The 14,306-nt window shown below is 39.3% G+C and carries 12 protein-coding genes; 4 read left to right on the forward strand and 8 right to left on the reverse strand.

The features are described 5' to 3' along the window. Positions 1-104: 104 nt before the first annotated feature. Together HUN22_RS10025 and HUN22_RS10030 are read left to right on the forward strand one after the other, a co-directional pair. The gene (locus tag HUN22_RS10025; RefSeq protein ID WP_174728693.1) at positions 105-1,247 is read left to right on the forward strand and encodes a glycerate kinase family protein; all 1,143 of its coding nucleotides are present in this window, start codon (positions 105-107) and stop codon (positions 1,245-1,247) included. Between the two features lie 52 nt (positions 1,248-1,299). Continuing rightward, positions 1,300-1,905, forward strand: coding sequence for a nitroreductase family protein (locus HUN22_RS10030; protein ID WP_174728696.1), 606 nt, complete (start codon positions 1,300-1,302; stop codon positions 1,903-1,905). A gap of 77 nt (positions 1,906-1,982) precedes the next feature. Here the strand turns inward: HUN22_RS10030 and adeE are convergent, their stop codons facing one another. Both adeE and adeD read right to left on the reverse strand, forming a co-directional pair. Further along, positions 1,983-5,096 (reverse strand): multidrug efflux RND transporter permease subunit AdeE, encoded by a 3,114-nt coding sequence (gene adeE, locus HUN22_RS10035; protein ID WP_174728699.1) that lies wholly within the window; start codon positions 5,094-5,096, stop codon positions 1,983-1,985. A gap of 9 nt (positions 5,097-5,105) precedes the next feature. Beyond that, positions 5,106-6,230, reverse strand: a complete 1,125-nt coding sequence (gene adeD, locus HUN22_RS10040; RefSeq protein WP_174728702.1) for a multidrug efflux RND transporter periplasmic adaptor subunit AdeD — start codon at positions 6,228-6,230, stop codon at positions 5,106-5,108. Positions 6,231-6,308: 78 nt separating this feature from the next. Between adeD and HUN22_RS10045 the strand changes: the two genes are divergently transcribed. Continuing rightward, the gene (locus tag HUN22_RS10045) at positions 6,309-6,926 is read left to right on the forward strand and encodes a TetR/AcrR family transcriptional regulator (protein WP_174728705.1); all 618 of its coding nucleotides are present in this window, start codon (positions 6,309-6,311) and stop codon (positions 6,924-6,926) included. A 144-nt stretch (positions 6,927-7,070) separates the two neighbouring features. Here the strand turns inward: HUN22_RS10045 and HUN22_RS10050 are convergent, their stop codons facing one another. From HUN22_RS10050 to HUN22_RS10070, 5 genes are all read right to left on the reverse strand, one after another. After that, the gene (locus HUN22_RS10050; protein WP_174728708.1) at positions 7,071-7,826 is read right to left on the reverse strand and encodes an SDR family oxidoreductase; all 756 of its coding nucleotides are present in this window, start codon (positions 7,824-7,826) and stop codon (positions 7,071-7,073) included. Between the two features lie 73 nt (positions 7,827-7,899). Next, positions 7,900-8,907, reverse strand: coding sequence for an alpha/beta fold hydrolase (locus tag HUN22_RS10055; RefSeq protein ID WP_174728710.1), 1,008 nt, complete (start codon positions 8,905-8,907; stop codon positions 7,900-7,902). A 91-nt stretch (positions 8,908-8,998) separates the two neighbouring features. Beyond that, positions 8,999-10,048: an alpha/beta fold hydrolase gene (locus HUN22_RS10060; protein WP_174728713.1), complete on the reverse strand. Its 1,050-nt coding sequence runs from the start codon at positions 10,046-10,048 to the stop codon at positions 8,999-9,001. A gap of 71 nt (positions 10,049-10,119) precedes the next feature. Further along, on the reverse strand, positions 10,120-11,169 hold the full coding sequence (locus tag HUN22_RS10065; protein ID WP_174728716.1) for an alpha/beta fold hydrolase: 1,050 nt from the start codon (positions 11,167-11,169) through the stop codon (positions 10,120-10,122). Positions 11,170-11,197: 28 nt separating this feature from the next. Continuing rightward, on the reverse strand, positions 11,198-12,295 hold the full coding sequence (locus HUN22_RS10070) for an alkene reductase (RefSeq protein WP_174728718.1): 1,098 nt from the start codon (positions 12,293-12,295) through the stop codon (positions 11,198-11,200). Between the two features lie 111 nt (positions 12,296-12,406). Here HUN22_RS10070 and HUN22_RS10075 point away from each other — a divergent pair, with 111 nt between their 5' ends. Then, positions 12,407-13,009, forward strand: coding sequence for a TetR/AcrR family transcriptional regulator (locus HUN22_RS10075; RefSeq protein WP_174728721.1), 603 nt, complete (start codon positions 12,407-12,409; stop codon positions 13,007-13,009). Positions 13,010-13,162: 153 nt separating this feature from the next. Here the strand turns inward: HUN22_RS10075 and HUN22_RS10080 are convergent, their stop codons facing one another. Beyond that, positions 13,163-13,726 carry a TetR/AcrR family transcriptional regulator gene (locus tag HUN22_RS10080; RefSeq protein WP_174728724.1) on the reverse strand — a complete coding sequence of 188 codons (564 nt, stop codon included), beginning with the start codon at positions 13,724-13,726 and terminating at the stop codon, positions 13,163-13,165. Positions 13,727-14,306 lie beyond the last annotated feature (580 nt).

The raw sequence follows: 14,306 nt of genomic DNA on the forward strand, positions 1-14,306 counted from the left end.
AGATTAGACTGATTTTTCAAATTGACTCTGATTTGGTTTTAACTATGTTTTTTTCATATTAATGAGTATAAATCAATTAAAAATCCATCAGAATTAGAGAGCTTATGAAAGTCATTATTGCCCCTGACTCTTTTAAAGACAGTTTATCTGCTTTAAAGGTAGCTCAGGCTATTGCCAAAGGATGGCAAGAAGTTTTTCCTCATGCAGAAACAATGTTATGCCCTATGGCAGATGGTGGTGAAGGAACCATTGAAGCTGTATTAGAAGCTTGCGGCGGTCAATGGCGTGAAAAAACTGTAGTTGGGCCATTAGGTCAGCCTGTTCAGGCCAAATGGGGCTGGTTAGAAAAACAAAGAATCGCCATCATTGAAATGGCTCAAGCGAGCGGCATACAGTTAGTTCCACCGTCAGAACGTGATGCTTGCCACAGCACAACCTTTGGAACGGGCCAGCTTATTCTGGATGCTTTAGATGCAGGTGCAAAAGATATCATTCTAACTGTGGGCGGTAGCGCCACCAATGATGGCGGTACAGGATTACTGAGTGCTTTAGGTGTGGTTTTACTCGATGCCAACCAAAACGTTTTACCCACAGGTGGCCTCGCTCTCAAAAACTTGTCAAAAATTGATTTAACGCATTTTGACTCACGTATTCAGCAAACACGGTTTTTGTTGGCTGCCGATGTGACCAATCCACTTTGTGGCCCTAACGGTGCATCATCTATTTTTGGGCCACAAAAAGGTGCTTCTCCTGCTCAAGTACAACTACTTGATGAAGCGCTTTCCCATTTTGCCGATGTCTCTGCGGAACTTTTAGGTTTCGACAAACGAGATGAAGCAGGTTCTGGCGCTGCGGGTGGTTTGGGCTTTGCAGCTAAAAGTTATTTAAATGCAGACTTTAAAGCTGGCGTTGAAGTCGTCGCTGAACTTAACCAACTTGAGCATAAAATCTGTAATGCAGATTGGGTGATTACAGGCGAAGGTAAATTTGACCCGCAAACTTTAAGTGGCAAAACAGTTTTTGGGGTAAGCCAAATTGCCAAAGCGCATAATGTTCCCGTTATTGTAATTGCAGGCACATTAGGCGAAGGCTACCAAGCGCTTTATGAACATGGCGTTACGGCTGCATTTTCACTAGCCAATGGTCCACTTACCTTAGAACACGCTTGCGAACATGCGGCAGAACTCATTTATGAACGAACAATCGATATTGCAAGATTAATTCAGTTTAATATGAACCAATCCTAAATATTTTTTTGTTATTTTAAAAAACGGTCAAACCAACCAGTAGGAAAATCTTATGAATGTTATTGATGCCATCCGTAACCGCCGTGCAGTGAAACGCTTCGATCCTGCTTTTCAACTCTCTGAAGATAACAAAAAGCAGTTATTACAAGAAGTTTTAGTCAATGCGCCAAGCGCTTTTAACCTACAACATTGGCGTCCAGTCATCATTGAAGATACTGAGTTAAGACAAAAAATCCGTACCATTGCTTGGGACCAACCACAAGTGACTGAAGCATCATTACTCATTGTGTTATGTGCAAAAGTCAGTACATGGGAAGTTGATGCTAAGCGTGTATGGGATGGCGCTTCTCCTGAAGTTCAAAATATTATGGTTGGCGCAATTGACCAGTATTATCGTGACCGTCCACAAACCCAACGTGACGAAGTTATGCGTAGTGCGGGGATCTTTGCTCAGACTTTGATGTTGCTTGCCCAAGAGCATGGCTTAGATAGCTGCCCTATGGATGGTTTTGACTTTGATGCGATGGCAAAGCTCATAAACTTACCCGAAGATCATGTGGTGTGTTTAATGATTGCCGTTGGTAAGTCAGCATCTCAGCCTTACCCACGTGTGGGCAAACTTCCTTACGATGATGTAATTATTCAAAATACGTTCTAAGTTGTTAAAATTTAGGCCCTCACACTATCTAGAGCGTGAGAGCCTAATGCTGAATGGCTTTTATTATTTTTGTGAAATCATTTTGCCTTTTCGGTGTTTAACTTATTGGTCAAACGGCGCACTAAAAGGAAAAATAAAGGCACAAAGAAAATAGCAAGTAGAGTTCCTGAAATCATCCCACCAGTGACGGCAATACCAATTTCTTTTCGGCTTACAGCCCCTGCTCCTGTAGATACAGCCAATGGTAGAACACCTGCAACAAAAGCCAGAGATGTCATAATAATTGGCCGTAATCGCTGACCCGCACCTTCAATAATGGCGTCTATTAATGCCTGACCCACCTCTAACTTGGCTGCCGCAAATTCAACAATCAAAATAGCATTTTTGGCAGAAAGCCCAATAGTCGTCAGCATAGCGACCTGAAAGTAAATATCGTTAACAAAACCAGCTAGACTTGCAGCCACTACAGCTCCAATCAGACCTAGAGGAATCACTAGCATGACAGACACAGGAATAGACCAACTTTCATAAAGTGCTGCCAAACATAAAAAGATAAAGATGATTGAGGCTAAATATAACCAAATCGTTTGGCCACCCGCGAGCTTCTCTTGATAAGACAACCCACTCCACTGAAGATTAAAGCCTTGCTGTTGATCAATTAATTGCTGCATCTTATCCATAGCACCACCCGAACTTTCACCCGTTGCCGCAGAGCCTTGTATTTGTACGGCTGAAAGACCGTTAAAGCGTTGCAGCATTTGAGGTCCCATCTGCCATTTTACAGAAGAGAAGCTAGAAAATGGTGTCATTTCACCGCTAGCGCCACGAACATACCACTGCCCAATATCTTGAGGTAAAGAACGATAGTTCGCGTCTCCTTGTAAATAAACTCGCTTAACACGTCCCTGATCAATGAAATCGTTAATATAAGATCCGCCCCATGCCGACGACAGCGTATTGCTAATATCCGCTTGAGCTAAGCCAAGGGCACTGGCTTTTCTTTGATCGATATCGACTTGTAACTGTGCTTTATCTTCTAAACTATTTAGACGAACTGCTGCCAAGCCAGAATCAGCATTTGCTGCTTTTAGCACATTATTTTGTGCTACCAATAAAGCGTCACGGCCTTTATTTTCAGCATCTTGCAACCAAAGCTCAAAACCACTTGATTGCCCAAGCCCCCTTACCGCGGCGGGCGATAGTACCTGAACACGTGCGTTACGCAGTGACTTAAAATGTGCATTTGCTCGCGCAATCACAGCTTCTGCCGTATTTTCACTACCTTCTCGATCATCCCAATGTTTGAGTCCGGCAAATGCCATACCCACATTTTGTCCACTACCCGCATTATTTCTACCCATCACCATGAAAATCACATTGAGATTATCCTTTTCTTTCGTCAAGAAATAATCTGCGATCTGATTACCAACCCGTTCTGTTTCAGCCAATGTAGTCCCTACAGGAGTAGTAAATTGGACCATAACCGAACCTTGGTCTTCTTGAGGTAAAAACCCAGTATTCATTCGGGTATATTGCCAGCCTAACAATGCTGTAATAGCTAAGAATAAGATCATAAATATTTTGGGTTTACCTAAAACAGCAAGCAGCTTTGTGCGGTAGCCTGACTGCCCTTGTTCAACTTTACGATTGAACCAAGTAAAAAATTTTCTTTGCTTATGTTTTTCATTAGTTGGCTTGAGTAAAGTTGCACATAAAGCAGGAGATAATGTCAAAGCAACGATTGCAGAAAGTACCATAGCTGATACCAGTGTTACTGAAAATTGGCGATAGATAATTCCGACAGAACCACCAAAAAAAGCCATTGGTAAAAACACGGCAGCAAGTACCATTGCAATACCAACGAGCGCGCCAGATATTTCTTGCATTGAAATTAGGGTGGCTTGCCGAGCATCAACATTTTGCTCATGCATCACCCGCTCGACATTTTCTACAACCACAATCGCATCATCTACAAGCAGACCAATAGCCAAAACCATCGCAAATAAGGTCAGCGTATTAATGCTATAGCCCAATACGCTCAACACCCCAAATGTTCCTAACAATACGACCGGAACTGCAATTGCTGGTATTAAAGTCGCACGCCAACTCTGCAGAAACAAGAACATGACAATAATGACCAGAACAATCGCCTCAGCTAAAGTTTTAATCACCCCATTTACCGAAGCTTCGACGAAGGGTGTACTGTCACGTGGATATGCCACTTTTAGACCTGCGGGCATAGAGGCAGTTAACCGTGTGACTTCAGCTTTAACTCGTTCAGCCGTTTCTAATGCATTGGCACCAGAAGCAAGTTGAATAGACATACCCGAAGCTGGTTTTCCATTCAAACGTGTAGCAGTCTGATAACTCTCTGCACCTCGCTCCACTCGGGCCACATCTTTAAGTAATACGACCGCGCCATTTGTTTCAGTTCGCAAAATAATATTTTCAAATTGGCTCACCGTCTGTAACCGAGATAATGCGGTTACAGTGGCATTTAGGGCCTGCCCATCTCGCGTGGGTAATGCCCCTAACTCGCCTGCTGTAATTTGAGTATTTTGCGCTTCAATCGCTGTCCTAACATCTGAAGGCATTAATCCATAACTATTTAGTTTATGAGGATCAAGCCAGATGCGCATTGCATATTGAGCACCAAATACGGTGATTTCTCCAACCCCTTCTACCCGACTTAATGGGTCTTGCAGAGTACTGACCATGTAGTCGGAGATATCTACAGAAGATCTAGTCCCACTTTCATCGTAAAGTGCAAAGACCAATAAACTATCGCCTTGTGACTTGGTCACAGTAATGCCTTGCTGCTGAACCTCTTGTGGTAATCGACTCAGTGCCTGATTCACAGCATTTTGTACCTGCACCTGAGCCGTATCAGGATTGGTATTTTGATCGAAACTAAGACTTATTCGTGCTTGCCCCGCCGAACTACTACTCGATGAAAAATAAAGTAGGCCGTCAATCCCTTTAATTTGTTGCTCCAAAATTTGGGTCACACTGTCTTCAACAGTTTTGGCCGATGCACCCGGATAATTTGCAGTGACATTTACACCCGGTGGTGCAATGTCAGGATATTGCTCAATGGGTAAAGTCAAAATAGAAATCGCACCCAAAGCCATAATACAAATAGAGAGAACCCAAGCAAAAATAGGTCGTGCAATAAAAAAACTCGACAACATAGGGAATCCTCAACTCATTGGGGTCGGTTCAATCGCCATACCGGCGGTTAAACCTTGCAGGCCATCAACAATGACTTGATCTCCCTCTTTCAAGCCGGATGTCACTAACCAACGGTTATCAATTGCATCGCCTAGAGTAATTTTCCGTTGCTCGGCTTTATTATCTTTTCCAACAACCCAAACAAGTGGATTTCCTTCAGCATCTCGAAAAAGTGCACCTTGAGGAATCAAGATGCTGTTAGAACGTGTACCCGTTCCAAGTTCGGCCCGCACATACAGGCCCGGTAATAACGCATTATTTGGATTGGAAAATGCCGCACGTAGAGTGACACTTCCTGTCGCTTCATCTACTGAAACATCACTAAACTTAAAAGTTCCCTTTTCCGCATAGGTTGTGCCGTTTTCAAGCTGCAAACGTACAGAGAGTTCAGTCGGTTTAATTCCATTTTCAGTAAGTTTCTTACGCAGTGCCATGTATTCATCACTCGACTGAGTCAAATCAACATACATGGGGTCCAGTTGTTGAATCGTTGCTAAAGGATCTTCTTGAGCAGAAGTCACTAAAGCGCCACGTGTAATAGATGAGCGCCCTATTCGTCCTGAAATAGGTGCTGTAACTTGTGTGTAACGTAAATTGGTACGTGCAGTTTTGAGTACAGCCTCATTTACCGCAACAGTCGCTTTCGCTTGTTCATATGCACTTTGAGCATTATCAAGTTCTTGCTGACTCACTCCGTTTACTTTAATTAATTCTTTATAACGCTCGGCTTGCAGACGAGTCGAATTTACCGTGGCTTTTGCTAATGCAAGATTACCAGCGGCTTCATCAACCCCATCGCGATAGAGTGATGAATCGATTTTATAAAGTGGCTGCCCTTTATTTACTTGGGTGCCTTCCTTAAACAATTGCTCTATCACCACCCCATTGACTTGGGGGCGGACCTGAGAAATTTCAGAGGCTACTGTTCTTCCAGCCAATTGATAAGTAGATTCAATAGACTCTGGTTTTATTGTGATAATGCCCACCTGCTGAATATTTTTAGTGACAGGTTTATCAGAATCACATGCACTCAAAAAAACCAATAACAGTAATAAATATAAAAGCTTACGATAGTTAAAACTTAGATTAAGCATATCTGGGACCGCAGACTTATAGACAATTTATTTACTTTACTGTAAAGTAAATAAATAAGATGTGCAAGAAAACCTCATATGTTAAAAAAATCACCAGGTCGTCCCTCTCGAATTCGCCCAACTATCGTGGCAGCAGCACGTGAACTATTTTTAGAGCATGGATTAGAAGTCCGTTTAGAAGCCATTGCCACGAAAGCCGGAACAAATCGACAAACTTTATATAACCATTTCCCAACCAAGACAGCGTTACTTATTGAAGTCTTTGATCATTTAAAAGCAGAAATGGAAGCACCTTTCATTGAACTGCATGAGTTAAAGAATAAGCGTATCGATCAATTATTGTTAGAAATTGGGCAGGCTGTACAAAAGCATTTTTATAATATTGACGTAATTCGCCTACAAAGATTACTCATTATTGCCTTAGTTGAAATGAAAGAAATTCTTCCTAAAATCCAACAACGTACACAAGGCAATATTAGGAGATCTTTAACGCATATTCTTGAAAGCGCACATAATGCTGGCATTGTTAAAATTGATCAGCCAGAGGAAGCAACAAAAGCATTCCTTGGTGCGGTAATGGGATATGCTTATCCAGCTACACTGATTAGTGGAAATGTTCCAACTGTACAAGAACTTCAACAATTAAATGAAGAAGTGTGTCGTACCTTTTTAAAAGCATGGCAATATAAAAACTAGTCGCAACAAAAAGCCCTCGTTCTAAAAGGGCTTTTTAAATAAAAATACTTTACATCCATATAAATCGATTCAAAAAACAATCTAATAATTTATATTGTCCCCCAGTGTTATCTGGGCTTTAAAACTGGATGATTGCGCCATCAACTAAATACCATATCCCCCATCAATATTGATGTTTGCACCTGTGATATAACCTGCATGTTCGCTACATAACCATGAAACTAATGCCGCAATTTCGCTTTTATGACCATAACGCTTAATCGCCATAATATCTATGAGAGAGCTTGCCATTTCACCATCAGCTGGATTCATGTCGGTATCAACTGGACCTGGTTGAATATTATTGACCGTAATAAATCGCTCACCTAAATCACGTGCCATACCTTTAGTTAATCCTTTAATAGCTGATTTAGTCATGCTATACAAAGTCAATCCTTCTGTAGGTACTCGTTCGGCGTTAATACTACCTATGTTAATAATACGGCCGTAGTCTGGCATATGTTTAGCAGCTTCATTAGACGCTACAACCACACTTTTTATATTCACGGCCATGATCTTTTCAATTTCATCTAATGTCACATCTTGTATTTTGTTCATCACAAAAATACCGACATTATTTACTAGAATATCAATCTTGCCGAACTCAGTTACTACTTTATTTATGGCATTAATGACCTCTTGTGAAGAACTACTATCTGCTTTTAGTGCTATAACCTTCGAGCCTTTGGCACTCAGTTCATCAGCCAATTGATGCGCTGCTTGTTCAGAGTTTGCATAAGTAAAGGCTACTGTTGCACCGTGCTCTGCCAATTCAGAAACAATTGCAGCACCTATACCTCGTGAACCACCTTGTACAAATGCAATTTTATTACCTAAATCATGCGATAAAGTATTATTCATAACTTACTCCTTTTATAAGTTATATAACTAACTTTAAATAAATTATTTTTACCTCACCTATAGGCTCAAATAATTAATCGTATTTCTTTAAAGTTTTGATCAAAGCCTCATGAAATAGTTTCGGGTTTTGCATTTGTGGCGAATGTCCCATACCTGCAAATTCAATTAATTCAGCGTTTGGAATTAATTTCGCAGCCTCTTTACCCAGAACGCTATATTGACCAATTTTTTGTTTAACTTCAGGTGGAGCTATATCACTACCAATTGCAGTCGTGTCACCTGTGCCGATATAAAGCAAGGTAGGCACTTTAAGATCAGAGAATTCATAATAGACAGGTTGAGTAAAAATCATGTCGTAAATAAGTGCAGAGTTCCAAGCGACTTTTTCATGTCCCTTCCCTGCATTTAATCCAGCCAACATATCAACCCATTTATCATACTCAGGCTTCCATTGACCCTGATAATAAGTTTTTAATTCATAAGCCTTAATGGACTCAGCACTCACTTTTAGTTCACGCTGATACCATTGATCGATACTACGATATGGAACGCCTTTTGCTTTCCAGTCCTCTAAACCAATTGGATTGACCATTGCGAGAAGTTTTGTTTCTTTCGGATACATAAGTGAATATCGCGTTGCGAGCATGCCACCTGTTGAATGTGCCAATAAAATAGGTTGTTTAACACCTAACTTATTGAGTAAAGCATGGGTGTTCTGTGCAAGCTGTTGGAAACTATATTGATAATGATCGGGTTTACTAGAGGTACAGAAACCGATTTGATCGGGAGCAACCACCCGATAACCATTTTGTGTCAGAAAATTAATGGTTTCTTCCCAAGTTGCAGCACAAAAGTTTTTGCCATGCAAAACAACTACTGTTTGTCCATTAGGCTTTTTGGGTTGAACATCCATATATCCCATTTTTAGATTTTGCTGCTGGGATGAGAAGTTAAAATATTGGAGTGGATAAGGATATTTAAATCCTTCTAAATGCTCTCCATATATATTATTTGCATAACTGACTGACGACACAGTGAGACAAGCAAAAAATAAAGACAAAAATGGAAGTTTATTTTTCATCTATCATTTCTCTCGATCAAATTGGAATAAGGATGTTTTAGCTGAGTTACATCCGAATTCAAGATCGATTCGAATGTAAAAGTTTTACTGATTATTTGAATAAAAAATTGGATAAACTTTTCTCGACGCCTTCAGGGTTTTCTTCAATTAGCCAATGACCTGTGTCTGGTAAAATTACAGCTCTTAACTTCGTAGGATCTTCAACGAACTTTGATCTCATCTGCTTAATTAGTACTTCATTGACACCCTTCTCACCACTTAGTGCCATCGCAGGAATAAACAACTTTTTATTATTTGCTAAAAGCGCTTCATTTTGTAAAGCTGAGTCTTTCTTTGAACGGTAATACCCAAAAGCTGCTTTTAATTTATCTCGAGTCGAATACGGCTCAATCAACTCAGCAAGCAACTCAGGCGTAAAAATTTCTTTTTTCCCAGCATAGGTTTTAATGAAGTACGAAAAAAATAAATTCGGATCATTCGCAATTTGTTTTTCAGCAATATCACCGAAACTAAAATAACCAAAATGCCAGCCTAGACTCGGTCCTTTTGCTGAGTATCCAGGGTGCTTAAATGTCTCCATATCTGGAATTGGAGAATCCATAAAGACAACTTTTTTAATGTAATCTTGATTATTTGCAACTAGTGGGTAAGAAGCCGTATTCCCTATGTCATGACTAACATAATAAATAGGCTCATTCTTGGTAATTTCTTTTATCGCACTTAATAAAATTTTCGATACATTCTCCGCGGAGTAATCATCGTTAAGTAGTGGACTAGATTGGCCCAAACCCGGCAAATCAATCGCAATCACTTTATGGTCTTTCATATACGAAAGCATGACTGGTTCCCACATCTTCCATGTCGAACCAAAACCATGAATAAATACAATTGGTGTGCCTTTAGTTCCACCTTCAACGTAATGGAGTTTTACGCCTTCAGACTCTATAAACTTACTAGATAGACCTTTTGCATAAGAATATTGCCCTAACCCATTAGATTTCACTTTATTAAACATTTGCTGCGAAACAGCTGGTGGTGTATCGATAGATTTTAAATTTGGATCATATTCTGCATTTGCATATGGTGAACCAATCAAAATAAAAGCTATAGAAATGGATATATTTTTAAAATATGTATTCATATTAATAACTCATTTAAAATAAATAATTAATTGCACCCAAGCGTTAGGCCTGAGTGCGATGAATTTCATATTTATTTAAATAAAAAGTTCGATAAACTTTTCTCCACGCCGTCAGCATTTTCTTCAACCATCCAGTGGCCTGTATTTGGCAAAATGATAGCTGTATATGTGGATGGATCAGCTACAAATCTTGCGCGCATTTCTTTAACCAAAACATCGTTTACCCCTTTTTGACCAGTAAGTGCCATAGAAGGTATGGTTAACTTTTTACCACTAGCGAGTAGTTCCTCATTTTGACGAACTGAGTCTGCATGCGAATGGTAATAACCAAAAGCTGCTTTTAATTTATCTCGAGTCGAATATGGCTCGATTAACTCAGCAAGGAGTTCAGGTGTAAAAATGTCTTTTTTCCCTGCATAGGTTTTAATAAAGTACGAGAAAAATAAATTCGGATCATTTGCAATTTGCTTTTCAGCAATATCACCAAAGCTGAAATAACCAAAATGCCAGCCTAGGCCTGGACCATCTGGGGTATAACCCGGATATTCGAACATCGCACGATCTGGAATCGGTGAGTCCATAAATACCGCTTTTTTGATATAGCCTTGGTTATTTGCAACCAGTGGATAAGAAGCAGAGTTGCCTAAATCGTGACTGACATAATAGATTGGCCCTTTACCAGCAATTTTTTTAATCGCACCAATCAAAATTTTTGATGTATTTTCTGCTGAATAATCATCGTTAAGTATGGGAGATGATTGACCCAAACCCGGTAAATCAATTGCAATGACTTTATGATCTTTCATATAAGAAAGCATGATTGGTTCCCACATTTTCCATGTCGAACCAAAACCATGAATAAATACAATTGGTGTACCTTTAGATCCGCCTTCAACGTAATGGAGTTTTACACCTTCAGACTCTATAAACTTACTAGATAGACCTTTTGCATAAGCATATTGCCCTAGCCCATTAGATTTCACTTTATTAAACATTTGCTGTGAAACGGCTGGCGGTGTATCAATGGACTTTAAGTTTGGGTCATATTCTGCATTTGCTTGACTCAATCCCAATACACCAATTGCTGCAGACAAAGTCATTACTTTAAAAAATTTATTCATTTTCTTAGCCTTGATTTGTAGAATGAGATTATTGAGCAGTCGGATAGTCGGTATACCCTGTTGCATCGCCGCCATAGAAATATTCAGATTTTGCTGGTGTTAAAGGATGGCCAGACTGTAAACGCTCTACTAAATCTGGGTTGGCAATAAAAGGACGACCAAATGCCACTGCATCTACTAGACCTTTATCAAGAATAGATTCGGCTCTTTCGAGTGAATAATTTCCACAAACAATTAATGTATTTGTGAACAATGAACGGAGTTTTTCTCTGAAACCTACTGGATAAGTATCGCCATGTGGAAGCATGTCCCACTCAGCCAAATGAATATAAGCGATATTTCTTTTTTGTAATTGTTCAGCTAAATAAAGCGTAATTTCTTCGGGTTCTTGGTCTGTCATGCCATTAATAGTTCCCCATGGCGACAAACGCATGCCTACACGACCTGCACCAATCGCCTCAATCAATGCATCGACAGTTTCTAATAAGAAACGCGCACGATTTTCAACAGAGCCACCATAGGTATCAGTACGCTGATTTGCATCTTTAGATAAGAATTGGTCGAACAAATAACCATTCGCGGCATGGATTTCAACTAAGTCAAAATCAGCTTTCATAGCATTTTGAGCAGCTTGAATAAATTCCTGTTTAACGTTTTGAATATCATCATAATCCATTGCTCTTGGCATCTCGGCAGGTACCATTGCCCCTTCACCTTTTTCATTGGCAATAAATACAGATGCTTTAGCTTGAATCGCAGATGGTGCAATGGGTTGTTCATGATTGATATGTAGTGAAGAGTGCGACATACGCCCTACATGCCATAACTGAGCAGCAATTTTCCCGCCTTTATCATGTACAGCTTGAGTGGCTAATGCCCAACCTTTGACTTGTTCTTCTGAGTAGATTCCTGGAGTAAAAGAATAGCCTTTACCTATGTCAGAAACTTGTGTGCCTTCAGTAATAATCAAACCAGCACTTGCACGCTGACCATAATAAAGTGCATTGAGTTCGGTAGGTACATCATTGGGTTGTTCTGCTCTTGATCTAGTCATTGGTGCCATAACAATGCGATTGTTTAGTTCAACATCACCTACAATCACAGGATTAAATAATTTGTGATTCATTTTTTAGCCCTTAAAATATGCTTAAGATTATTTATGTAGTGATCACTATATAATCATGTTAAAATACAGTCAACGAATTTTTGTAGTGATTGATACAAAATGGAGATAAAAATGAACAAAACCGCAGGTCGTGGCCGCCCTCGTAATTTCGATCGGGATGCTGCATTAGACAAAGCGATGAATCTATTTTGGCGAAATGGTTATGAAGCGACATCAATTAATGACCTGACAAAAGCGATGGAAATCAACCCGCCAAGTCTCTATGCTTCTTTTGGAAATAAAGAACAATTGTTTATTGAATCTGTTGATTATTATGTTAAAAATTTTGGTAATTATCGAATTGAGGCTCTTCAAGAATCTTTAACGGCTCATGAAGGCATTAAAAATTTGTTAATCAGAACAATTGACCAATTTTATAGTAAACCTGATAAAACTGGTTGTTTAGTCGTTTCCGCAGCATTATCAGGTTCGTCTGAAAGTAAAAATGTACAAGACATCCTGAGTAATGAACGCAGGAAGACTGTTGCTCTCATTAGAGCGAGACTTGAGCAAGGTCAAAAGGATGGCGATGTTGCCGAAAGCTTAAACTTGGATGTTTTAGCAGATTATTTTGGCATGATGCTCTTTGGCATTACCATTCAAGCAAAAGATAACGTGCCAATTCAAAACCTATATGAGAGTGTAGAAATTGCTTTAAAAGCGCTAAGAAATTAATTTTTAATGATTTTATAGTTGAAATCATTTGGTTTGATTTCAACTTAAATCATAAAGATGATGATTGATTTAGATAGCAAATAGAGTTTGCAGATCAGCGGAAATAATCGTTAGCTTTACGCGTCCTTATTAGTTTCTGACTATTCATTTCAACTATCCAAACTTAGCCAAAACATTTAGAAAATAATCTAATAATTTCTCTTTTTCCCCAGCTTTCTTTGGGTCTAAAAGTTGGATGAGTGCCCCATCAATCATAAATAAAATCATGTTTGCATAAGGCTTCAAGCCACGACTTTCTAGACTAAATATCAACTCAAAAAGCTCTCTAAGCAGCCATTTTCTATAGTCAATCGCCATTTGATAGGCTCTCGGATAAAGCAGTTTAATTTCAAAAATGGCTTTAAATAGCAAAAAGTAAAAGCTATTTAAATCGACATGTAAAAGAAAAATTTCTTTGAGTTTATCGTTTGCGGTTGGGTAACGATGTGAATAAATAATTGCCAGCACTTCTTCTTTTAGCCGACTTTTTTGAAAGGCTATACATCTTTCAATAAGGCGTTCTTTGGACTGAAAATAGTTATAAAAAGTCGCCTTCTGAATTTTGCATTTTTTGATCAGAAGGTTTACCCCAGTATTGTGAAATCCATAAATCGTAAATAGCTGTATTGAAGTACAAATAACTTGTAATTTTTTGGCAGATATTTCTGAATGAGGCATATTTTTACCCTTTAAAATAAATTCTTGTTGTAGGTGAGATACTTTTTTGGGAGAAAAAAGGCACAGCAAAGCCTATAAAGACTGTGCTTGGCACATCTCAAATTTTATTGTTGCTAAGTTTTAGTCGTGACGATTTAAAGCCTGAAAACCCTTAGGTGATCAAACCGCTTTAACGTTTAAGTTGTGTCGATATAGACTTTGGCAAAGGCTGCCAAGAAATAATGGATGTGCAAAGCCAACTCCTTTTTATTGGGAGTTCTGCCAGACATTTATAGAATTATGGTGGCAGAACGAAAGAGGGTTAGCAGACTGGCTCAAGACCCAGCACACCCGAAGGTGTCCCCCTTCCGTCCTACCGCTACAAAAAGGGAGACGAACGGGTCTACATTAAAAAAACGAATTTTTTCAATGTTCTTGAGCACGGTCTGCTAAAACCGACTGGCAATGTGGCCAGCAGGCAAAGAATAGTGCTCTACCCTTTTGCAGTCAAGCACACAAAATGACATTTGTTTTAAAATAGAGCATTAAAAAGTAAGGATAAATAATGAGTTAGTTATTGTTAAATGAGTATTTATAAAGG

Origin of the sequence: Acinetobacter lactucae (assembly GCF_013344765.1) — a bacterium.
Lineage (GTDB): Bacteria > Pseudomonadota > Gammaproteobacteria > Pseudomonadales > Moraxellaceae > Acinetobacter > Acinetobacter lactucae_A.